Origin of the sequence: Streptomyces sp. NPDC008313 (genome assembly GCF_042956125.1) — a bacterium.
Taxonomy (GTDB): Bacteria; Actinomycetota; Actinomycetes; order Streptomycetales; family Streptomycetaceae; genus Streptomyces.
This window is the reverse complement of sequence record NZ_JBIBFR010000028.1, coordinates 66,009-87,683: the sequence shown is the minus strand read 5'-3', so window position 1 is coordinate 87,683 and position 21,675 is coordinate 66,009. Positions and strand designations below refer to the sequence as shown.

The following is a 21,675-nucleotide window of genomic DNA, read 5'->3' as shown; positions in this document are numbered from 1 at the left end:
CTCTCAGGCGTCGCCGGCGACGTCCGCGCAGGTCTTCTCCCCGGGCAGCAGCGGGCGCAGCACCACCCGGTAGGTGGCCGTGCCGTCCGTCCACGACTGCGAGCCGGCGGTACGGGCCGCCCGCTCGACCCGTTCCCGGTCCGCGCCGCGGATCAGCAGGCACCGGCCCTGGCCGGTCCGCTCGCCCGCGCCCGCCAGATCCCCCAGCGGCCACGTCGCGGCACCGGACGAAGTGCCCTTCCCGGTCTCGTGGAAGACGGCGGCGAGGGTCGTGTAGCGGTACGGCTCGGAGGGCTCGGCGAGGGAGGCCAGCCGCTCGTCCAGGGCGCACAGCGCGTGCTGCGCGGCGCAGTCGCGCATCTCCGGCGCCACCGTCGTGGTGAGCGCCCCGCCGAACCGGTACGACCTCGTGAACGCGTCCGGCGGCGGCGTCGGCCCCAGCGTCCCCGCCCGCCCGAGACCCGCGTCCCGCGCGGCGTCCTCGACGGCGCCCAGCTGACCGCTGGAGAGCCGGGCGACACGGGGCGCGGGCAGCGGGGCCTGCCGGGAGGACGCCTCCGAGGACCGTACCGACACCAGGGTGCCGTCCCCGTACAGCGAGTAGAGCGGGAGGCCGGACGCGGGCCGGGGCGCGAAGCCGCCCCCGTCCCGCACCCGCAGGACCAGGCCGCCGTCACCGCTGTCCGGCGAACCCTGCGCACCGGACGGCGAGGCGGAGGCGGACGACGCCGCGGTCCCGGAGGAGGCGGAGGAGCCGCAGGCCGCGGCGCCCAGGGCGAGGAAGGCGGCCAGGGCGGCGACGGCGGCGCGGTACGGGCTCAGTCCCGTGGAGGCGTTCACGCCCCTTGGACGCCCGGGCCCGCGTTCGCGTTCCGCCGAGGGGGCCGTTCGGGTGCACCGCGCCCGCGACGGTCCGCCCGCCGCTGAGGCTTTTCGTTCGGATCAGCCCGGCACGATCCGAACGAAAGGCCCTATACCTCCAGCATCCGCCGCAGCAGGTCCCGCAGGGACAGCCGCTCCTCGTGGGTGAGGCCGGCCAGCGGCTCGCGGGCGAAGTCCAGCGAGTCCCGCAGGCTCCGGGCGATCCGGCCCCCCTCCTGGGTGGCGGCGGCCAGCTTGACGCGCCGGTCGCCGGGGTCGGGGCGGCGCTCGACCAGCCCGCGCGCCTCCAGCCGGTCCACGATCCCCGTGACGTTGGACGGCTCGCACTTCAGCTTCTGGGCGAGCCGGCGCATGGGCAGCGGCTCCAGGGAGAGCAGGCTCAGCAGCCGCGCCTGCGCGCCCGTGAGGGCGTGCTCGGCGGCCGCCTCCTCGTACTCCTCGTGGTAGCGGGCCACCACGCTGCCGATGAGGTCGACGACCTCGAAGGTCAGGGAGTCGGGGCGGGTCTTCTGCGTGGCCATGAAACCAGGTTAACCGGTTACTTGACATAATGAAATATTCAGGCGCATGGTTGTTTCAGGTACTGAAGTATTGGCAACCGTTCCCGGTCCCCCACGAAAGGCGCGCCCCATGTCCGACACGCCCCAGCTTCCCGCCGTCAGCCGCGAATGGCACCTGGTCAGCCGCCCGGTCGGCTGGCCCGAGCCCGGGGACTTCGACCTCGTCGAGGCGGAGATCGGGCAGCCGGGCGAGGGCCAGGTCCTGGTACGCAACCAGTACGTATCCGTCGACCCGTACATGCGCGGCCGGATGAGCGACGCCAAGTCGTACGTGGCCCCCTTCGAGCTGGGCAAGGCCATGCAGGGCGGCGCGGTCGGCGAGGTCGTCGCCTCGAACGCGGAGGGGATCTCGGCCGGCGACCACGTCCTGCACTTCTTCGGCTGGCGCGAGTACGCCGTGGTCGACGCCAAGAACGCCGTCAAGGTCGACCCCGAGGCCGCCCCGCTCAGCGCCTACCTCGGCGTGCTGGGCATGACCGGCCTGACCGCGTACGCGGGTCTGCTGCGCACCGCCGCCTTCAAGGAGGGCGACTCCGTCTTCGTCTCCGGCGCCGCCGGTGCCGTGGGCAGCCAGGTGGGGCAGATCGCCCGGCTGAAGGGCGCCTCGCGCGTCATCGGCTCGGCAGGCTCCGACGAGAAGGTCAGGCTGCTCGTCGAGGAGTACGGGTTCGACGCCGCCTTCAACTACAAGAACGGCCCGGTGGGCAAGCAGCTGCGCGAGGCCGCCCCCGACGGCGTCGACGTCTACTTCGACAACGTCGGCGGCGACCACCTGGAGGCCGCCATCGGCTCCCTGAACCGGGACGGCCGCATCGCCGTCTGCGGCATGATCTCCGTCTACAACAACACCGAGCCCGCCCCCGGCCCGCGCAACCTCGCCCGTCTCATCCAGACCCGCGGCCGCATCGAGGGCTTCCTCGTGGGCGACCACTACGACCTCCAGCCGGAGTTCGTGAAGGAGGTCGGCGCCTGGGTCCGCTCCGGCGAACTGAAGTACCGCGAGACGGTCGTCGAGGGCATCGAGCAGAACCTGGAGGCGTTCCTCGGGGTCCTGCGCGGCGCCAACACCGGAAAGATGATCGTCAAGCTCTGACCCCGTGACGCCCGGCCGCCGGGTCGTCGCGTACGACGAGGGCCGCACCCCTGCACGTGGGGTGCGGCCCTCGGCCTTCGTCCGGATCATGCCGGACAGGACTTGGGTAGGGTTCTCACCATGCGTGATCTCGGGGTGGGCTTCGGCTATCTGGTGCGCGGGCAGCGATGGGTGGCCCGGCACGGGAGGCAGTACGGTTTCGGGCTGCTCCCGGGGCTGATCACCCTCGTGCTGTACGCGGCGGCGCTGGTCGCGCTGGCCCTGTGGGGCACCGACTTCGTGGCGTGGGCGACCCCCTTCGCCGACGACTGGTCCAGCCCCTGGGCCGGTCTCTTCCGCGGGTTCCTCACCGCCGTCCTCTTCGCCCTCGCGCTCCTGCTGTCGGTGCTCACCTTCACCGCGGTCACGCTCCTGGTCGGCCAGCCCTTCTACGAGGCCCTGTCCGAGCGCGTCGACCGTGACGTGTCACCGGACGGCACGGCCCCCGAGTCGGGGCTTCCGCTCTGGCGCGACCTGTGGATCTCGGCCTGGGACAGCGTGCGCATCCTGATCCGGGCGGTGCTGTGGGGCGTACTGCTGTTCGCCCTCGGCTTCCTCCCGTTCGTCGGGCAGACCGTGATCCCGGTGATCGGCTTCTTCGTCACCGGCTTCTTCCTGACCGAGGAACTGACGGCGGTCGCCCTCCAGCGCCGCGGGGTCGATCTCCGCGACCGGCTCACCCTGCTGCGCTCCCGCAAGATGCTGGTCTGGGGCTTCGGAACCCCCCTCGGCCTGGCCTTCCTGGTGCCGTTCGTCGCCGTCCTCCTGATGCCCGGCGCGGTCGCGGGCGCCACCCTGATGGCCCGCGACCTGCGCGGCGAGGAGACCGGGGACGGCGACCGGGACGAGGACGGCGACCGGGACGGAACCGGTGGACCGGACGGCGCCGGTGGACCGGACGGCGCCGGTGACCGCGGCGGCGTGGGCGCCGACGGGCGGGGTCAGTCGGCCGTGGGCTGACCGGCCCTCTCACCGGCCGTCCTCGCGCCGGCGCCCTCGCCGGCCCCCTTCATGTCCGGTCCGGCCGTCCCGCCCAGCAGTGAGAGGAAGTCCCGGAAGGCGCCGGGCATGTCCACCGACTCGGGGTCCAGCAGCCACTGGTACTGCAGCCCGTCCATCACCGCCACGAGCAGCGGGGCCGCCCGCTCCGGGGTGAGTCCGCCCGGCAGCCGGTCGCCGTACTCGCGGCGCAGGACCTCCGCCATGTTGGCGCGCACCTGCCCGTACCGTCCCCGGAAGAAGTCCCGCGCCGGGTGCCCCTCCGTGACGCTCTCGCCCAGCAGCGCCGAGAAGGTCTGCACGATCCCCGGCCGCATCGCGTTGTAGTCCACGAGCGAACCCAGCAGGTCGAGCCGCCACTGGCTGTCCGGCACCGCGTCCCACTGGTCCCGCTCCTTCAGGACGGCGACGAGCAGCGCCTCCTTGGTCGGGAAGTAGTGCAGCAGCCCCTGCTGGGTGAGTCCGACGCGCTCGGCCACCGCGGCCAGGCTCGCACCCCGGTATCCGCGTTCGGCGATCACCTCCAGGGTGGCCCGCACGATGTCCGCGCGCCGTTCCTGACTCCTGGCCCTGGTCGTCATGGCGTCACCGTACGGCATCCGCCTCCCTCCGATGTCACGAGAAGGTGACGAAACCTACCGATCAACAGGGAGCGGGTGCAGGATGGGCCCCGTCGTCAACGCACGTCAACGAGGAGGCGCCGTCGTGGCGGAGACAGCACGGACCCGGGACGCACAGCGGACGGACACGGCTGACCAGGCACGGGAGGCGGTCGTCGAGGCGGCCCTGGGCAGACTCGGCCTCGACGCGAAGACGCGGCTGCTCGCCGGACAGGACATGTGGTCGCTGCCCGCCCTCCCGGAGATCGGCCTGAAGTCGCTGGTCATGTCCGACGGCCCGATCGGGGTGCGCGGCGTCCACTGGACCGCCGACGACCCCTCCGTCGCCCTGCCCTCCCCGACCGCGCTCGCCGCCACCTGGGACCCCGCACTCGCCCGCCGCGCCGGTGTCCTGCTCGCCCAGGAGGCCCGCCGCAAGCAGGTCCACGTGCTGCTCGCGCCGACGGTCAACCTGCACCGCTCCCCGCTCGGTGGCCGGCACTTCGAGGCGTACAGCGAGGACCCCCACCTGACCGGCGAGATCGGCACCGGCTACGTACAGGGGGTGCAGTCCGGCGGCGTCGGCACCACCGTCAAGCACTTCGTCGCCAACGACGCGGAGACCGACCGCTTCACCGTCGACAACGTCGTCCCCGCCCGCGCCCTGCGGGAGCTGTACCTCGCGCCCTTCGAGGCCATCGTCGACAACGCCCGCCCCTGGGGCATCATGACCGCCTACAACACGGTCAACGGCACCACGATGACCGAGCACCACCACCTCGTGAACGAGGTGCTGCGCGGCGAATGGGGCTTCGACGGCATCAACGTCTCCGACTGGACGGCCGCCCGGTCCACCACCGCCGCCGCCGAGGGCGGCCTCGACGTCGCCATGCCCGGCCCGGTCACCGTCTACGGCGAGGCACTGGCCGCCGCCGTCCGGGCCGGCGAGGTCGCCGAGGCCACCGTCGACGAGGCGGTCCGCAACGTCCTGCGCCTCGCCGCCCGCGTCGGCATCCTGGAGGGCGCCGAGCCCGCGGTCACCGAACCGCCCGCCCCCGTCGACGGCGAGGCCCTGGCCCGCGAGATCGCCCACCGCTCCTTCGTCCTCGTCCGCAACGAGGCGCGCGACGAGGCGCGCGCCGACGTGACCGGAGCCTCCGCTGAAGCAGCCGCCCCCCGGGCCGTCCTGCCGCTGCGCCCCGGCACCGTCGCCGTCTGCGGCGCCGCCGCCCGCGACGCCCGGATCCTCGGCGGCGGCTCCGCCACCGTCTTCCCCGCGCACGTCGTGTCCCCCCTCGACGGGCTCACCGCCGCCCTCCCCGAGGGCAGCGTCACCTACGCCGTCGGCGCGGATCCGAGCGACGAACTCGCCATCGCCGAGACCGGGTTCGACCTGCGGGCGGTCTGCTACGACGCGGCCGGCACCGTCCTCGGCACCGGCTCGGCGCCCAGCGGGCTGATCCAGTGGATGGGCTCGGACCTCCCCGACGGGGTCACCCACGACGCCCTGCACAGCGTCGAGCTGACCGGCACCTTCACCCCGCGCACCGACGGCCCCCACCTCCTCGGCATCAAGGGCCTGGGCCCGTTCACCCTCACCGTCGACGGCACCGTCCACTACGACGACGTGCAGACCACCGACGCCGACGACCCGTTCATCTCGTTCTTCGGCGCACCCGTCCCGCGCGCCCGCGTCGAACTCACCGCGGGCAAGAGCTACCAGGTGTCGCTGCGCCACGTGGTCAGCTTCCCCGAGCACCTTCCCCTGAAGGTCGTCGGCTTCGGGCTCGCCCACCAGGAGCCGCGGCGCGACCCCGACGAGCTGATCGCCGAGGCCGCCGAGGCGGCCCGCGCCGCCGACACCGCCGTCGTCGTGGTCGCCACCACCGAACGCGTCGAGTCCGAGGGCTACGACCGCACCGACCTGCGGCTGCCCGGCCGCCAGGACGACCTGGTCCGCGCCGTCGCCGCCGCCAACCCGGACACCGTCGTGGTGGTCAACTCCGGCTCCCCGGTGGAACTCCCGTGGCGCGACGAGGTGGCGGCCGTCCTGCTGACCTGGTTCCCCGGCCAGGAGGGCGGCGCGGCCCTCGCCGACGTGCTCACCGGCGCCGCCGAACCGGGCGGCCGGCTGCCCACCACCTGGGGCACCCTGGCCGACGCCCCGGTCAGCCGGGTGACCCCCGAGGACGGCAGACTCCACTACGACGAGGGCGTGTTCATCGGCTACCGCGCCTGGGACCGGGCCGGCCGCACCCCCTCGTACGCCTTCGGGCACGGCCTCGGCTACACCGACTGGGCCTACGAGTCGGTCCGGGTCACCGGCACCACCGCCACCGTCACCGTGCGCAACACCGGCGGCCGCCCCGGACGCGAGGTCGTCCAGGTCTACCTGGCACCCGCCGAAGACTGTGCCGAGAAGGACCGCGAGCGCCCGGAACGGTGGCTGGCGGGCTTCGCCACCGTCGAGGCGGGTCCCGGCGAGAGCGCCGAGGCCGTCGTCGAGCTCGCCCGGCACGCCTTCGAGATCTGGGACGAGACGGCGAGATCCTGGGTAGGTGTGAAGGGTTCGTACGAACTTCGCGCGGGCCGCTCCCTCGGGGACGTCCGGGTGCGCACCATGATCGAGGTATGACGCGCGCACCCACCGGTCGCGCGCCCCACGGACAGCCCCGGGCCGGAACCTGACATCCGGACCGGGGCTCGTGCGTCACCCCGCCCGCACGGCCCGATCCCGCACCGCTCAGTCCCGTACGGCCCGGTCCCGCACCGCTCAGTCCCGCACCGAGAACCCGTACACCGTCTCCGACCGGTACACCTCGCCCGCGTCCAGCCGCGTGCTCGGGAACTCTGGCCGGTTGGGGGAGTCGGGGAAGTGCTGCGTCTCCAGCGCGATGCCGTCGCCCGGCGCGTACGGCACCGACACGTCGAGGTGGTCCGAGGTGTAGAGCTGGAGGCCCGGCTCGGTCGTCGCCACGGTCAGCACCCGGCCGGACGAGGGGTCGTACAGCTCCGCCACCGGCCGCGCGGTGTCCGTGACCCCCTTGTCGAGCACGAAGTTGTGGTCGTACCCGGAACCGGTCTTGCGGGCCTCGCGGAAGTCGAAGCGCGTGTTCTCGACGGAGGCGACGCCGGTCGGGATCAGATGCTCGTCGACCGGGGTGAACCGCGAGGCGGCGAGGGACAGTTCGTGACCGCCCGCGTTCCCCGAACCGTTCAGGTTCCAGTACGAGTGGTTCGTCAGGTTCACCACGGTCGGCGCGTCCGTGACCGCCTCGTAGGTGATCCGCAGCGCGCCGTCCGCGTCCAGCGCGTACGTCACGGCGACCGTCAGACGGCCCGGGAAGCCCTCCTCGCCGTCCGGGCTCACCCGGGACAGCCGCAGACCGTGCTCGACCGGCTCCGCGTCCCACACCCGCTTGTCGAAGCCGCGCTCCCCGCCGTGCAGGGAGTTGGGGTCGTTGTTGCGGGCCAGCTCGTGGACGCGCCCCTCCAGCGGGAAGCGGCCGCCCGCGATGCGGTTCGCGTACCGGCCCACCAGCGCCCCGAAGTACGGCTCGGGGTGGGCCAGATAGCCCGCGAGGTCGGAGAAGCCGAGCACCACGTCCAGGGCCAGCCCGTCCCGGTCGGGCACCTCCACCGACTGCACGATCCCGCCGTACGTCAGGACACGCACCCGCACCCCGGCCCGCTCGAGCGTCCAGCGATGGACGGGGGAACCGTCGGGAAGGGTGCCGAAGAGTTCACTGCGCATGATCGGAACCCTACGCGGCCGAGGCGTCCGTCACACGGCCGGCTTCTTCGCCGTCACCGTGCGATAGGCGATCTCGGCCAGCCGAGCCTGGCCGTTCCTGCTCGGATGGAACCAGTCCCAGTGGCTCAACTGCTCCGTGCCGAAGCGGTACTCGAAGACCGCGCCGCCGTCGAAACGGCACCGCCGGTCCTCGGCGCACACGTCCTCCAGCACCTCGTTGTACGCCTCCACCCGGTCCTCCACCATCGCGCGCCGCTCGGCCGACGCCGCGTCCAGCGCGTCCGCGTCCCCCAGCATCGACGGGCAGATGCCCAGCTTCCACACCTGCTTGCCCAGCGGATTGGTGCGCCCCTGGGACCACAGCCGGTGCAGATCCGGCACGCTCGACACGTACACCTGCGCCTTGGGCAGCAGCCGGCGCAGGGTGGCCATCGCGTCCTCGAACCCGGCCCGGAAGCCGGCGACCGACGTCATCGCCGACGTACTGGAGCGGCACGCGTCGTTGGCCCCGGCCATCACGGTGACCAACTGCGGCTTCCTCGCGGCAGCGCGCGTGATCTGGCCGGAAAGGTCCGCCATCCGGGCGCCGGTCACCGCGTAGTTCCAGCTGTGCCCGGCGGCCCCGGACGCCCCGAACAGGCGCACGGCGAGACTGCGCACCCGCGGGTCGCTGCCGGTCGCCCAGGACACCTCCGGGCAGTCCGAGAGCACGCTGCACGCGTCGAACCCGCGCGTGATGGAGTCACCCACGGCGGCCATCGACCGGGGGGAACGGTCCCAGGAGGGCGTCGCTCTCGGCGACGGATGCCCGTCCGCCGACGTCCCCCGCGGCCCCGGGGAGTCGCCGCCCGAGGCGTCGCAGCCGGCCAGGCACAGCAGGGCCGCCGTCGCGCCCGCGACGACGGCACGTCCACGACGCACACCGCGGCGTCCGTTCCGCATCCTGGTCCCCTCGTGTCCCGGCGGGCGGCTCCCGGACGCCGGACCGTGTCCCGCACAGGTCCCGCCGGGTGAAACATCGGTATTTCTGCCCGCTCGGACCGACGGTACGTCACACTCCTTGCCCCGCCGCACGGTAGCCTCGCCCCGTGGCCGACCTCGCCACCGCCGTTCCGCCAAGTTACAAGATGTCTCGCTCTGTCCGGAGGCCCCAGTGACGACACGTGGCGTTCTCTACGTGCACTCCGCGCCACGCGCGTTGTGCCCGCACGTCGAGTGGGCGGTCGCGGGCGTGCTCGGTACGCGGGTGAACCTCGACTGGATCCGGCAGCCGGCGTCCCCCGGCACCTGGAGATCCGAGTTCTCCTGGAAGGGCGAGGCGGGCACCGCCTCCAAGCTCGCCTCGGCGCTGCGCGGCTGGCAGATGCTGCGCTTCGAGGTCACCGCCGAGCCCTGCGCCACCGCCGAGGGCGAGCGCTACAGCTGCACGCCCGAGCTGGGCATCTTCCACGCCGTCACCGGCATCCACGGCGACATCCTGATCCCCGAGGACCGGCTGCGCGCCGCCCTCACCCGCTCCCTGCACGGCGAGAGCGACCTGGAGAGCGAGGTCGCGGGGCTCCTCGGCAAGCCCTGGGACGACGAACTCGAACCCTTCCGCTACGCGGGCGAGGGCGCCCCGGTGCGCTGGCTCCACCAGGTCGTCTGACACGCCGCGCACGGCACCCGGCCGGCGTAGGCCCGCACGCACGGGAAAGGCCCACCCGGAGTTCACCGGGTGGGCCTTTCGGCTGAGGTCCGTGAGACCGTCAGACGGTCCGGAACGCCAGCACGACGTTGTGGCCGCCGAAGCCGAACGAGTCGTTCAGCGCGGCGATGCGGCCGTCGACCGGCAGCTTGCGGGCCTCACCGCGGACGACGTCGGCGTTGGCCTCCGCCTCCGGGTCGAGGTTCTCGACGTTGATGGTCGGGGGAGCGATGCGGTGGTACAGGGCGAGCACCGAGGCGACGGACTCGACACCGCCGGCACCGCCGAGGAGGTGGCCGGTCATCGACTTGGTCGCGGAGACCGCCATGTGGTCGGCGTCGTCGCCGAACACCTTGCGCAGCGCCTTCAGCTCGGCGACGTCACCGGCGGGCGTCGAGGTGGCGTGCGCGTTCACGTGCACGATCTCGGCCGGGTCCAGGTCCGTGTTGTCGAGCAGGTTCTGCAGGGCGTGCGAGATTCCGCGGCCCTCGGGCTCCGGCTGCACGATGTCGTGGGCGTCGGCGGAGATGCCCTGGCCGACCGCCTCCGCGTAGACACGGGCGCCGCGCGCGGCGGCGTGCTCGGCGGACTCCAGGACGATGACGCCGGCGCCCTCACCGAGGACGAAGCCGTCACGGGCGACGTCGTAGGGACGCGAGGCACCCTGCGGGTCGTCGTTGTTCTTGGACATCGCCATCATGTTGCCGAAGGCGGCGATGGGCAGCGGGTGGATGGCCGCCTCGGTGCCGCCGGCGACGACGACGTCGGCGCGGCCCGTGCGGATCATCTCGATCGCGTAGCCGATGGCCTCGGCACCCGACGCGCACGCGGAGACCGGGGTGTGCACACCGGCGCGGGCGCCGACGGCGAGGCCCACGTTCGCGGACGGGCCGTTCGGCATGAGCATGGGGACGGTGTGCGGGGAGACGCGGCGTACGCCCTTCTCCTTCAGCACGTCGTACTGGTCGAGCAGGGTCGTGACGCCGCCGATGCCGGAGGCGATGACCGCGCCGAGCCGGTCCGGGTCGACGGCCGGGTCCTCGCCCGCCTTGTCGGTGAAACCGGCGTCGGCCCACGCCTCCTTGGCCGCGATCAGCGCGAACTGCGCCGAGCGGTCGAGCCGGCGGGCCTGCGGGCGGGGGATGACCTCGCCCGGCTCCACGGCGATCTGCGCGGCGATGCGGACCGCCTGGTCGGCGGCCCAGTCCTGCTCGAGGGGACCGACACCGGAACGTCCGGCGACCAGGCCCTCCCAGGTAGAGGCTGCGTCGCCACCCAGCGGTGTGGTTGCGCCGATACCGGTGACGACCACGGTGCGATTGGTCGGGCTCACGGGAATTCTTTCTCCAACGGATACGAGGATTCAGCGGCGCCACCGCCGGGTGGCGGGGCAGTCAGCACGAGGCAGGAGCGGTGGCTCAGGCCTGGTGCTTGAGGATGTAGTCGGTCGCGTCGCCGACGGTCTTGAGGTTCTTGACGTCGTCGTCCGGGATCTTGACGTCGAAGCGCTCTTCGGCGGCGACGACGACCTCGACCATGGACAGCGAGTCGACGTCCAGGTCGTCGGTGAAGGACTTGTCCAGCTGGACGTCCTCGACCGGGATGCCGGCGATCTCGTTCACGATGTCGGCGAGACCGGCGACGATCTCTTCCTTTGTGGCGGCCATGTGAGGCGCTCCTTCGTGTGTATCCAGAGGGTGTGGCGGTACTTCCGGCCGGAAAGAGATCCGGACGGTGTGCCTAGGGGAGGGTAACGACCGTGGCGGCGTAGACGAGACCCGCCCCGAAGCCGATGACGAGCGCGGTGTCGCCGCTCTTCGCCTCGCCGGTCGCCAGGAGCCGCTCCATCGCGAGCGGAATCGAGGCGGCCGAGGTGTTGCCGGTGGTGCGCACGTCGCGGGCGACCGTGACGTGCTCCGGCAGTTTGAGAGTCTTCACCATCGAGTCGATGATCCGCTCGTTGGCCTGGTGAGGGATGAAGACATCCAGGTCGTCCGGGGTGATTCCGGCCGCTTCCAACGCCTGGGCGGCGACCTTCGCCATCTCGAACACGGCCCAGCGGAAGACCGCCTGGCCCTCCTGCGTGATGGCAGGGAACTTGATCTCGCCCTTGGAGTCGAGCGGGAGTTCGGAGACGTCCCCGGTGGGGGTCCCCACGATCGAGCGGAGCCGAGAGCGGGGGAGGAAACGGTCCCACGACACGGTCTGCTTGATCGTGCCGGCCTTGTCGCCCTCCGAGCCCCACACGGTCGGGCCGATGTGGGGTTCCTGGGCGGGGCCGACGACGACCGCGCCCGCGCCGTCACCGAAGAGGAAGGCCGTCGCGCGGTCCTCCAGGTCGGTCAGGTCGGACAGGCGCTCGACACCGATGACGAGGACGTACTCGGCCGAACCCTCGACGATCATGCCCTTGGCGAGGGTGAGGCCATAGCCGAAGCCCGCGCAGCCGGCCGAGATGTCGAAGGCGGCGGCCTTCTCGGTGCCGAGCTTGTCGGCGATCTCGGTGGCGATGGCGGGGGTCTGGGCGAAGTGCGAGACGGTGGAGACGACCACGGCACCGATCTGCGCGGCGCTGATCCCGGCGTCGGCGATCGCCTTGCCGGACGCCTCGATGGACATCGCGGCGACGGTCTCCTCGTCCGAGGCCCAGTGCCGGGTCTGGATGCCGGAGCGCGAGCGGATCCACTCGTCGGACGAGTCGATCTTCTCCAGGATCACCTCGTTCGGCACGACCCGCGTCGGGCGGTAGCCGCCCACGCCCAGGATCCGCGCGTACGGGGCGCCCTTGCTCGGCTTGATCTTCGACATGCTGCGTCGGCTCCTTAGGAGACGTGCTCGGCGATGAGCTCGCGAGCCGCGTCCAGGTCGTCGGGGGTCTTCAGCGCCAGCGTCCGCACACCGGGCAGGGCGCGCTTGGCCAGGCCGGTCAGCGTGCCGCCCGGGCACACCTCGACCAGCGCGGTCACACCGAGCGCCTTGAACGTCTCCATGCACAGGTCCCAGCGCACCGGGTTGGCCACCTGGCCGACCAGCCGCGAGACGACCTCGGTGCCCGTCGTGACGGACCGGCCGTCCTTGTTCGAGACGTACGTGACCTTCGGGTCCGCCGGAGCCAGCTCCTCGGCGGCCCGCGCCAGCGCCTCGACCGCGGGGGCCATGTGACGCGTGTGGAAGGCGCCCGCGACCTTGAGGGCCACGACCCGGCGCACACCCTCGGGCATGTCCGCCTCCAGGGCGGCCAGCTCCTCCAGCGTGCCGGCGGCCACGATCTGGCCCGCGCCGTTCACGTTCGCCGGAGTCAGGCCGAGCTTCTCCAGATGCGGGACGGTCGTCTCCGGGTCCCCGCCGAGCAGCGCCGACATGCCGGTCTTCGTGACGGCGGCGGCCTCGGCCATCGCCAGACCCCGCTTGCGCACGAGGGTCAGCGCGGCCGTGTCGTCGAGGACGCCCGCGAACGCGGCGGCGGTGATCTCACCGACGCTGTGCCCCGCGACGGCACCCGGTGCCACGTCGCCGAGGGCCGCCGCGGACAGCAGCCCGGCGGCGACGAGCAGCGGCTGGGCCACGGCCGTGTCGCGGATCGCGTCCGCGTCGGCCCGGGTGCCGTAGTGGGCAAGGTCGAGCCCGATGGCGTCCGACCAGCCGGCGAGCCGGTCGGCGGCGCCAGGCAGTTCGAGCCAAGGAGTCAGGAAGCCGGGCGTCTGGGCGCCCTGGCCGGGAGCGACGAGTACGAGCACTCTCACACTCTCTCTTGGAGGCGGCCCGGGCCGCCCGTGAGGACAGGGACGAAGAACAGAAGGGGGAATTGTAGACCCCCGACAAAAGGCTAGCTCTGAGAATCTCCATCGGCGAGACGCCCCAGTATGAGCGCGATCCGCAGCGTGAACGCGGAGCGCACGTCCGAAGGGGACCATCCGGTGACGTCAGTCACACGTCGGAGCCGGTAGCGCACGGTGTTGGGATGGACGAACAGCATCCGTGCCGCGCCCTCCAGGCTGCTCGCCTGTTCCAGGTACACGCTCAGCGTCTCCAGGAGAGCCGATCCGGCCTCCTCCAACGGTCTGTAGATCTCCTCCACCAACTGCTCACGGGCGGAGGGATCTCCGGCTATGGCGCGCTCCGGCAGCAGATCGTCCGACAGCACCGGGCGGGGCGCGTCCTGCCACGCGGAACACGCCTTGAGACCGGCGGCGGCGGCCTGCGCGGACCGGGTCGCGGCCAGCAGGTCGGGCACGATCGGCCCGGCCACGACGGGACCGGCGGCATAGGGACCGATCAGGGACTTCGCCACGCCCAGCGGATTGTCGCTGCCGCCCGCGATGACGACCAGCCGGTCGCCGAGCACTCCGGTGAGGACCTGGAGCTTCGCGTGGCGGGCCGCCCGCCGGATCGCCTCGACGGTCAGTTCGCTGTCGCCGTCCGGCGCCGTGCCGAGGACCACGCAGACGTGCTCGGGGGAGTTCCAGCCGAGGGCGGCGGCCCGCGACACGGCGCCCTCGTCGGCCTCCCCGGACAGCACCGCGTTCACGACCAGCGACTCCAGGCGGGCGTCCCAGGCACCCCGTGCCTCGGCGGCCTGCGCGTACACCTGGGCGGTCGCGAACGCGATCTCGCGGGCGTACACCAGCAGGGCCTCGCGGAGCACCGACTCGTCACCGGGTGCGGCGACCTCGTCGATCGCGCTCTCCATGACCTCGATCGTCGTCCGCACCATCTCGACGGTCTGGCGCAGGGTGATCGCCCTGGTCAGCTCGCGGGGCGCGGTGCCGAAGACATCGGTGGAGATGGCCTGGGGCGCGTCCGGCCGCCGGAACCACTCGGTGAACGCGGCGATGCCGGCCTGGGCGACCAGCCCGATCCAGGAACGGTTCTCCGGTGGCATCGCCCGGTACCACGGCAGCGTCTCGTCCATGCGCGTGATGGCCTGCGCGGCGAGACTCCCCGACGACTTCTCCAGTCGCCTGAGGGTCGCGGAGTGCGCGTGGACGGCGTGCGCTGTGGGCTCGGTCTTGCCTGCTTCGGGTTCGGGCACGTGGACAAGACTGCCTTATCGGGACGTGCGCGTGCGGCGGCGGGTCCCGGACCTGGGCGCTCGCGCGGTCAGGACCTGTCCGGCCGATCAGGCCGCAGGAAAGCGACGGCGCCTTGTCGAACCGGGTGAGCGGGGTCTGGCGCGTGCAGCTGCAAGGCGGAGGAGGGAGTCGACGCGATGGGGGTCCCCCCCCGCGCGAGCGAAGTCGAGCGTGGGGGAGTCGGCGACTGACGACAACGCCGCAGATGTGCGTGCCAGACCCCGCGTCTGCGGCGTGATCGGCCGGACAGGTCCTACGGTGGGGACGTGATGGATGTACGGCGCGCGCACGAGCGCTATCCGGGCGGGGACCCGGCGGCCGGGATCGAGTCCCTGCACGCCTTCTCCTTCGGCCCGCACTACGACCCGGGCAACCTCCGCTTCGGCGCCATGATCGCCTGCAACGAGGAGAGGCTGGCACCCGGCGCGGGTTTCGACGAGCATCCGCACAGCCACACCGAGATCGTGACCTGGGTCGTCGAGGGCGAGCTGACCCACCGGGACTCGGCCGGCCACGAGTCGGTGGTCCGCGCCGGGGACGTGCAGCGCCTCAGTTCGGCGGGCGGCGTCCGCCACGTCGAGCGCAACGACGGCTCCGAACCGCTGGTCTTCGTCCAGATGTGGCTGGCCCCGCTGGAACCGGGCGGTGAGCCCGCGTACGAGACCGTCCGCGGCATCGCCGACTCCACCCCGTACGCCGTCCCCGAGGCGGCCGCCCTCCTGCACGTCCGCCGCCTCGCCGAGGGCGAACGCACCGCGATCCCCGACGCCCCGTACCTCTACGCCCACGTGGTCCGCGGCGAGATCCGGCTCGACGGCGAGGAACTCGCCGAGGGCGACGCGGCCCGCATCGAGAACGCGAAGGGCCTGGAGGCGGTGGCGGGTTCACCGGCGGAACTGCTGCTGTGGGAGATGACGTAGCCGGGGGCACCTCATGCGCGCCGCGCGGCGCACGCCGCCCGGCCCCGCGAACCGTCGGCGGCGCACGGCCCCCGCTGACCTGACGTCAGCCGCCCCGGACCTCCGCCAGTACCGCGTCCGTGAAGGGCGGCCACGCCTCGACCGCCCAGGGTCCGAACGCCCGGTCGGCCAGCGCGACACACGCCACCCCGGCCACCGGGTCGGTCCACAGGAACGTACCGGCCTGCCCGAAGTGACCGAAGGTCCGCGGCGAGGACGAGGTCCCCGTCCAGTGCGGGGACTTGCCGTCCCGGATCTCGAAGCCGAGCCCCCAGTCGTTCGGGTTCTGGTGCCCGTATCCGGGAAGGACGCCCTTCGTCCCCGGATACTGGACGGTCATCGCCTCCGCCACCGTCCGCGGGTCCAGCAGTCGCGGCGCCTGCACCTCGGCGGCGAACCGCACCAGGTCGTCCACCGTGGACACCCCGTCCTTGGCCGGCGACCCGGTCCCCTCCAGCGACGTGGACGTCATGCCCAGCGGGTCCAGCACCGCCTGGCGCAGATACTCCGCGAAGGGGATGTCCGTCGCCTTGGCGATGTGGTCCCCGAGCACCTCGAACCCGGCGTTGGAGTACAGCCGCCGCTCGCCCGGCGCGGAGGTCACCCGGTGCTCGTCGAAGGCGAGGCCCGAGGTGTGCGCGAGGAGGTGACGGACCGTCGAGCCCTCGGGCCCGGCCGGCTCGTCGAACTCGACGGCCCCCTCCTCGTACGCGACGAGCGCGGCGTACGCGGCGAGCGGCTTGGTGACCGAGGCGAGGGCGAAGCGGTGCCCGGTGGGCCCGTGCGCCCCCAGCACCGTGCCGTCCGCACGGACGACGGCCGCGGCCGCGGTGGGGACGGGCCAGTTCTCGATCAGCGCCAGGCTCTGCAACGACATGCGTACGAGGTTAAGCCGCTCAGAGGTTCAGCCGCATCGAGGGGTCGGGCTTGCGGACGAAGCCGAGAGAGGCGTAGAGCGGCTCGGCCGCCGCGGACGCGTTCAGGTCGACCTGTGCGGCGCCCCGCTCGCGGAACCACTCCAGCAGGGTCTCCATGCAGGCCCGCGCGTACCCTCTGCGCCGCGCGTCCGGATCGGTCGCGACGCTGAAGACGTGCCCGACCGCCCCGTGCGGATTGCCCGCCCGCCCGATCCGGTACTCCAGCGTCCCGGCGACCAGCGCGGCGAGCGCGCCCGGCCGCTCCGGGTGGTCGACGACGAACGCGGCGAACTCCCCGTCGGACTCGGCGAGCCGGCGCCGCACGGTGGGCAGCGACTCGGCGTGCCAGTCGGAGGCGGAAGCGGCGGGGGCGGAGGCGTCGGGCGCGAAGACCGAGTCGATCATCACCTGGCGCAGGCGCAGCACTTCCCCGGCGTCCTCGGGCACGGCACGGCGTACGAGACTCATGATGGGCACGTTAACCATCCCGCAGGGGGGACGTCTCCCGCGTTTACGGGGACTTCGCCGGAGTGTTCGCCCCTGCTCGCTTGCTTCGAGTGCACTCCAAGGTCATAGCGTTGAGGTCATGACGGTGATGGAGAGCACGGCCGCGGTCGGCGGCAGCGGCACCGGGACCGACAGTTGCGCCGCGCCGCCCCCGCGCCATCCGCGCCCGGACGGGCAGGACAGCTACACGATCAGTGAGGTCGTCGCCTTCACCGGCCTGACGGCGCACACCCTGCGCTGGTACGAGCGGATCGGCCTGATGCCGCACATCGACCGCTCGCACACGGGCCAGCGCCGCTACAACAACCGCGACCTGGACTGGCTCGGCTTCGTCGGCAAGCTCCGGCTGACCGGGATGCCGGTCGCCGGCATGGTGCGGTACGCGGAGCTGGTGCGCGAGGGCGACCACACCTTCGCCGAGCGCCGAGAGCTGCTCGAAGCCACCCGCCGCGACGTGCTCAGCCGGATCGACGAGCTCCAGGACACGCTCGCGGTGCTCGACCACAAGATCAGTTTCTATGCGGACGCGGGGCACGCCCCGGCGTCGGAGAGGTCCCGATGACGGACAGCAGGATCGCGAAGGTGCAGCTCGGCGCGGACGGCCCCGAGGTCGGTGTGCAGGGGCTCGGCTGCATGGGCATGAGCTTCGGGTACGGGCCCACGGACACCGAGGCGGCACGGGCCACCCTGGAGCGGGCGCTGGAGCTCGGCGTCACGCTCTACGACACGGCGGACGCCTACGGAGCGGGCGAGAACGAACGGTTCCTGGCGCCGTTCTTCGCGGCACACCGCGACGAGGTGGTGGTCGCCACGAAGTTCGCCCTGTCGATCCCCGAGGGCGAGCCGACGAAGCGGGTCATCCGCAACGACGCGCCGTACATCCGCCGGGCGGTGGAGGCGAGCCTGGAGCGTCTCGACGTGGACGTGATCGACCTCTACTACATGCACCGCCGTGACGTGAACATCCCCATCGAGGAGACCGTCGGCGTGATGGCCGAGCTGGTCCGCGAGGGCAAGGTCAAGCACCTCGGGCTGAGCGAGGTCACCGGCGGCGAGCTGCGGGCCGCGCAGGGCGTGCATCCGATCGCCGCCGTGCAGTCGGAGTGGTCGCTGTTCAGCCGGGACATCGAGGGCGGCGTGGTGCGGGCGGCCCAGGAGCTGGGCGTCGCCCTGGTGCCGTACTCGCCGCTCGGCCGGGGCTTCCTCACCGGCTCGTTCGCCAACGCCGAGCAGGAGCTGTCCGAGGGCGACTTCCGCCGTCAGCAGCCCCGTTTCACCGGGGACAACGCGGCCGCCAACACCGCTCTGCTGGAGCCGGTGCGGGCCGTCGCCGAGGCCCACGGCGCGTCGCTGGGGCAGGTCGCGCTGGCCTGGGTCCAGCAGCGGGCGGCCGTCCACGGCCTGGCCGTCGTGCCGATCCCGGGCACCCGCAAGAGCCACCGTGTCGAGGAGAACGTGGCCGCGACCCGCATCGTCCTCGGCGAGGACGAGCTGCGGCTGCTGGAGCCGATCGCCTCCAAGGTGGCGGGCAACCGGTACGCGGACATGGCGTTCACCTCGGCGGGCCGCGAGTAGCGGGTACCGGCGCGGGCGGCCCCGCACGGGGCGGGGCCGCCCGCGCCGGTCCTACAGCTGCGCCAGCAGCTCCGCCTTCTTCGTCGAGAACTCCTCGTCCGTGACCAGACCGGCCTCGTGCAGCTCGCCGAGGTGGCGGATGCGGTCGGCGATGTCGGCCGGGTCCCGGCGGGGCGCGGCGGCCGGCACCAGCGCCGCGGGGCCGCAGGCGCGGACCGCGGCCAGGACGGAGGCCGCGAAGGGCAGCGACTCGTGCACCGGGCCGTAGCCGAGGCCGAAGACGACGGCCGCCGGGTCCTGGTCGGCCTGGGCGGGCTGCACGGAGGGCGGTTCGCGGCGCAGCAGCCGCAGATGGCCCTCGAAGACCTCGGGGGAGCGCCATTCGACGCCGCTGAGGTCGGCGACGGGGAAGCTCTGGTCGCCCGCCTTCCATTTGGCGGACGAGGCGCCCGTCCAGGACCAGCGGAAGGACACCGACTTGCCGTCGAAGGACGCCTTGCCGTCGTACGCCTTGAAGTGCTGCGGGGCCTCCGGCGCCTGCACGAGGTAGCGCTCGGCCTGCCCCGCGTCACCGCCGGCGATCACCGGCCGCAGTTCGTCCCGGTAGTACTCGGCGAGCGTCTCGCGCTCGGGAGGCAGCACCAGCCGGTACGGGTCGCACGTCTCCATGAGCTGCCCCGCGGCCGCCTCCATGAGCGGATCGGCGCCGGGTCTGGGCACGGCGTGCAGCACGACCGTGCCGCGCCGTCCCGGGGTCAGTGTCACCGCCGCGATCGCTTCCAGCGGGATACGGCGTTCGCCGAGCGCCTGGAACAGCTTCGGCGTGCGGATCCCCCGTTCGAAGCGGATGAGCACGGAGTCGGACTCGAACTCCCAGGCGGCATGAAATCCGGCCAGTACGTCACCCATGCGGGCCATCGTATGCGGCACGCGCTTCTCCGTCCCCTCCTCCGGCAGACCGTACTTCCTGCGCCCTCTACGCGCGTCCGTCCTGTGCCGTGCCGGACAAACCCTCCCGGCATACGCCGTTTCCGTGTGCGCAGTGCACCGCACGGTACGCGCCAACGCCGATCTCGGCGAAGTTCCGCAGGCTCTCGGTGCCCGGTTCGAAGTAGCCGGCGTGGCCCTTCGCACCCGCGGCGGACAGCACGCGCGCGCCGAAGGCGGAGGAGACCGGGTCGGCACCGTGGCCGAGCCCGCCGACCTCCAGATAGGGCACGTCCTGGATCCAGTCGTCGGAGTCGCGCATGGCCCACACCCGGGCCGCCGTGCCCAGCCGCGAGGCATTGTCCGCGTGCATCCCCGGGCTGCCGGCGACCGCGATGTCCGTGACGCGGGAGGGCAGGTCACGGGCGGCCACACCGCACAGCACCGAGCCGTAGCTGTGGCAGTACAGGACGACCGGTGAGCGGCCGGGCAGCCCGCGCACCATCGCGTTCAGCCGGACCGCGCCGTCCTCGGCGCGCATCGCGGTGGCCGCGTCCATGCCGAGGCCGCTGGGTGCCGTGTAGTCGGCCCAGGCGATCACGGCCGTACGCGCCGAGGGGCGGGCCGCCCGCTCCGCCCCGTGCAGGGCGCGTGCCATGCCGACGGGTGCCGAGTACGTGCGGTCGGTGCGCTGGAAGGTGAGCAGGTCCGTGTCGACGCCGGGCACCACGACGGAGACGCGCTGGGCCGTGTCGAGGTCTCCGAAGACCTCGGCGACGCGGCCCGAGCCCAGCGGGTCGAAGGCGAGGATCTTGCGGCCGTCGCGCATCAGGGAGGTGTAGCGGTCCATGCGGCGGCCCGCGTCGCGCTGCCCGGAGGGGGACAGCCGCGGGTCGTGGGTGCGCCCCAGCTCGACCCGGCGGGCCTGACCGAGGGCGACGCGGTTGGCCTCGTAGCGCAGCCGTGCCGGTGCCCCGTTCATGTTGCCGACCGCCAGCGGGTAGCGGTGGGCGAGAAGGGTGCGCTGGGGTGCGCCGAGCGAGGCGAAGAAGTGGGCGAGCCGGGCCGGCGCGGAGTCCGGGTCGGGCAGCGGGCGCCCGCCGACGTGCCCGTGCTCCCACTTGTGGAGCGACGCCTCCAGTGGAGTCGCCTGCCGGTGACTGTGCGCTGCGGTCCATCCGGTGGTCGCCAGCATCACGAACACCACGGCCAGCGCGAGCAGGAGGCGCCAGACGTTCAGTTGGGGGGTGGAGTCGTCGAAGGAAGTCACTGAGAGGACACCCTAGGAGATGCGAGGGGCCTCCCGTCGCACGAGTGAGGCGGATCACGTTTCGGATGGGGTAATTGGGTCAAAGCGGGTTCAGTACGGTGTAAAGAGTCACGCTATGTGCGCAATTCGGCACAGAGGAACGTTCGTTCCAGGGGTGACCGGCCCGTGTCGCGGGTGCCGGTGTCACTCCTCGTGCCAGCGCTCCGCCAGCGCCGGCCCCACCTGGTCGAGGTAACGCGTCGTCAGTTCGCGGATGGCCGCGACGCTGATGTCCTCGCCCGCGCCCCACAACCGGCCTGTGACGCGCATCACTCCGCCGAACACGGCCACCGCCACCCGCGGCCTCGGGTCCGCGTCCACGTCGAGTCCCTCCCGCTGTGCGATCACCCGGGCGAGCTCCTCCTCCATCTCCGCCGAGCGGCGCAGGTGCGCGGCCAGCAGGGTGGGGGTGGACTCGATCAACTGATAGGTGCGCATGTGGAGTTCGATCGGGATGATGGCCTCGATCGCCTCGCCGATGGTGTCCCAGCTCTCCAGGACCGCGCGCCGCATCGCCTCCAAGGGGGCCTCGTGTGGAGGGCGTTCGCGCAGTGCGGCGAGGAAGTGGGACTCCGTGATCCGCTGGACGAAGAAGGCGGCGTCCTCCTTGCCCGCGAAGTAGCGGAAGAAGGTGCGCTGCGAGACGCCGACGGCCTCGGCGATCTCGTCGACGGTCGTCGAGTCGTACCCGTCGGTGGTGAACAGTTCGAGCGCGGCCCGCAGCAGCGCGTCCCGCGTCCGCTGTTTCTTGCGCTCGCGCAGTCCGGGCTGTGAAGCCGTGTCCATAAGTCCTCTT

General features: G+C 72.5%; 22 protein-coding genes. 7 read left to right on the top strand and 15 right to left on the bottom strand.

The genetic code is table 11. From position 1 onward, the window contains the following. Positions 1 to 3: 3 nt before the first annotated feature. The gene (locus ACFY93_RS29885; protein WP_391364747.1) at positions 4 to 840 is read right to left on the bottom strand and encodes a hypothetical protein; all 837 of its coding nucleotides are present in this window, start codon (positions 838 to 840) and stop codon (positions 4 to 6) included. A gap of 131 nt (positions 841 to 971) precedes the next feature. Then, a complete protein-coding gene (locus ACFY93_RS29880; RefSeq protein ID WP_391364745.1) occupies positions 972 to 1,403 on the bottom strand; it encodes a MarR family transcriptional regulator in 432 nt (143 codons plus the stop codon). A 109-nt stretch (positions 1,404 to 1,512) separates the two neighbouring features. Between ACFY93_RS29880 and ACFY93_RS29875 the strand changes: the two genes are divergently transcribed. Further along, the gene (locus ACFY93_RS29875) at positions 1,513 to 2,535 is read left to right on the top strand and encodes a zinc-binding dehydrogenase (RefSeq protein WP_391364743.1); all 1,023 of its coding nucleotides are present in this window, start codon (positions 1,513 to 1,515) and stop codon (positions 2,533 to 2,535) included. A gap of 120 nt (positions 2,536 to 2,655) precedes the next feature. Then, complete coding sequence (locus ACFY93_RS29870; RefSeq protein ID WP_391364741.1) at positions 2,656 to 3,534, top strand: EI24 domain-containing protein; 879 nt, start codon at positions 2,656 to 2,658, stop codon at positions 3,532 to 3,534. On the opposite strand, the gene ACFY93_RS29865 is transcribed toward ACFY93_RS29870, so the two are convergent. Next, positions 3,516 to 4,172, bottom strand: a complete 657-nt coding sequence (locus ACFY93_RS29865; protein WP_391364739.1) for a TetR family transcriptional regulator — start codon at positions 4,170 to 4,172, stop codon at positions 3,516 to 3,518. The genes ACFY93_RS29870 and ACFY93_RS29865 overlap by 19 nt on opposite strands. Before the next feature lie 64 nt (positions 4,173 to 4,236). Here ACFY93_RS29865 and ACFY93_RS29860 point away from each other — a divergent pair, with 64 nt between their 5' ends. Next, complete coding sequence (locus tag ACFY93_RS29860; protein ID WP_391364737.1) at positions 4,237 to 6,807, top strand: glycoside hydrolase family 3 C-terminal domain-containing protein; 2,571 nt, start codon at positions 4,237 to 4,239, stop codon at positions 6,805 to 6,807. A 138-nt stretch (positions 6,808 to 6,945) separates the two neighbouring features. Here ACFY93_RS29860 and ACFY93_RS29855 read toward each other — a convergent pair whose 3' ends face one another. Together ACFY93_RS29855 and ACFY93_RS29850 are read right to left on the bottom strand one after the other, a co-directional pair. Beyond that, the gene (locus tag ACFY93_RS29855; RefSeq protein ID WP_391364735.1) at positions 6,946 to 7,926 is read right to left on the bottom strand and encodes a galactose-1-epimerase; all 981 of its coding nucleotides are present in this window, start codon (positions 7,924 to 7,926) and stop codon (positions 6,946 to 6,948) included. Positions 7,927 to 7,956: 30 nt separating this feature from the next. Then, positions 7,957 to 8,868, bottom strand: a complete 912-nt coding sequence (locus tag ACFY93_RS29850) for an SGNH/GDSL hydrolase family protein (protein WP_391364733.1) — start codon at positions 8,866 to 8,868, stop codon at positions 7,957 to 7,959. A gap of 211 nt (positions 8,869 to 9,079) precedes the next feature. Between ACFY93_RS29850 and ACFY93_RS29845 the strand changes: the two genes are divergently transcribed. After that, positions 9,080 to 9,574: a DUF3145 family protein gene (locus ACFY93_RS29845; protein ID WP_391364731.1), complete on the top strand. Its 495-nt coding sequence runs from the start codon at positions 9,080 to 9,082 to the stop codon at positions 9,572 to 9,574. 100 nt (positions 9,575 to 9,674) lie between these two features. On the opposite strand, the gene fabF is transcribed toward ACFY93_RS29845, so the two are convergent. The 5 genes from fabF to ACFY93_RS29820 all read right to left on the bottom strand — a co-directional run bounded on the left by fabF (position 9,675) and on the right by ACFY93_RS29820 (position 14,645). Beyond that, a complete protein-coding gene (gene fabF / locus ACFY93_RS29840) occupies positions 9,675 to 10,946 on the bottom strand; it encodes a beta-ketoacyl-ACP synthase II (protein ID WP_391364729.1) in 1,272 nt (423 codons plus the stop codon). Between the two features lie 85 nt (positions 10,947 to 11,031). Then, positions 11,032 to 11,280 carry an acyl carrier protein gene (locus ACFY93_RS29835; protein WP_005478792.1) on the bottom strand — a complete coding sequence of 83 codons (249 nt, stop codon included), beginning with the start codon at positions 11,278 to 11,280 and terminating at the stop codon, positions 11,032 to 11,034. 73 nt (positions 11,281 to 11,353) lie between these two features. After that, positions 11,354 to 12,421 carry a beta-ketoacyl-ACP synthase 3 gene (locus tag ACFY93_RS29830; protein WP_391364727.1) on the bottom strand — a complete coding sequence of 356 codons (1,068 nt, stop codon included), beginning with the start codon at positions 12,419 to 12,421 and terminating at the stop codon, positions 11,354 to 11,356. A gap of 14 nt (positions 12,422 to 12,435) precedes the next feature. Next, positions 12,436 to 13,350: an acyltransferase domain-containing protein gene (locus tag ACFY93_RS29825; protein WP_391364725.1), complete on the bottom strand. Its 915-nt coding sequence runs from the start codon at positions 13,348 to 13,350 to the stop codon at positions 12,436 to 12,438. An 89-nt stretch (positions 13,351 to 13,439) separates the two neighbouring features. Further along, complete coding sequence (locus ACFY93_RS29820) at positions 13,440 to 14,645, bottom strand: helix-turn-helix domain-containing protein (protein WP_391364723.1); 1,206 nt, start codon at positions 14,643 to 14,645, stop codon at positions 13,440 to 13,442. Between the two features lie 309 nt (positions 14,646 to 14,954). Between ACFY93_RS29820 and ACFY93_RS29815 the strand changes: the two genes are divergently transcribed. Continuing rightward, the gene (locus tag ACFY93_RS29815) at positions 14,955 to 15,605 is read left to right on the top strand and encodes a pirin family protein (protein WP_391364775.1); all 651 of its coding nucleotides are present in this window, start codon (positions 14,955 to 14,957) and stop codon (positions 15,603 to 15,605) included. A gap of 85 nt (positions 15,606 to 15,690) precedes the next feature. Here the strand turns inward: ACFY93_RS29815 and ACFY93_RS29810 are convergent, their stop codons facing one another. Together ACFY93_RS29810 and ACFY93_RS29805 are read right to left on the bottom strand one after the other, a co-directional pair. Further along, on the bottom strand, positions 15,691 to 16,521 hold the full coding sequence (locus ACFY93_RS29810; RefSeq protein ID WP_391364721.1) for a serine hydrolase: 831 nt from the start codon (positions 16,519 to 16,521) through the stop codon (positions 15,691 to 15,693). A 19-nt stretch (positions 16,522 to 16,540) separates the two neighbouring features. Continuing rightward, entirely contained in the window at positions 16,541 to 17,029 is a 489-nt protein-coding gene (locus ACFY93_RS29805; protein ID WP_391364719.1) for a GNAT family N-acetyltransferase, read from the bottom strand. A gap of 118 nt (positions 17,030 to 17,147) precedes the next feature. Between ACFY93_RS29805 and ACFY93_RS29800 the strand changes: the two genes are divergently transcribed. After that, entirely contained in the window at positions 17,148 to 17,630 is a 483-nt protein-coding gene (locus tag ACFY93_RS29800; RefSeq protein ID WP_391364717.1) for a MerR family transcriptional regulator, read from the top strand. Beyond that, positions 17,627 to 18,643: an aldo/keto reductase gene (locus ACFY93_RS29795; RefSeq protein WP_391364715.1), complete on the top strand. Its 1,017-nt coding sequence runs from the start codon at positions 17,627 to 17,629 to the stop codon at positions 18,641 to 18,643. Before ACFY93_RS29800 ends, ACFY93_RS29795 begins: the two co-directional genes overlap by 4 nt. A gap of 51 nt (positions 18,644 to 18,694) precedes the next feature. Here the strand turns inward: ACFY93_RS29795 and ACFY93_RS29790 are convergent, their stop codons facing one another. The 3 genes from ACFY93_RS29790 to ACFY93_RS29780 form a co-directional block, all read right to left on the bottom strand. Then, on the bottom strand, positions 18,695 to 19,561 hold the full coding sequence (locus tag ACFY93_RS29790; protein WP_391364772.1) for a DUF4429 domain-containing protein: 867 nt from the start codon (positions 19,559 to 19,561) through the stop codon (positions 18,695 to 18,697). Positions 19,562 to 19,619: 58 nt separating this feature from the next. Continuing rightward, positions 19,620 to 20,840, bottom strand: a complete 1,221-nt coding sequence (locus tag ACFY93_RS29785; RefSeq protein ID WP_391364713.1) for an alpha/beta hydrolase — start codon at positions 20,838 to 20,840, stop codon at positions 19,620 to 19,622. Positions 20,841 to 21,023: 183 nt separating this feature from the next. Beyond that, positions 21,024 to 21,665 carry a TetR family transcriptional regulator gene (locus ACFY93_RS29780; protein ID WP_391364712.1) on the bottom strand — a complete coding sequence of 214 codons (642 nt, stop codon included), beginning with the start codon at positions 21,663 to 21,665 and terminating at the stop codon, positions 21,024 to 21,026. Positions 21,666 to 21,675 lie beyond the last annotated feature (10 nt).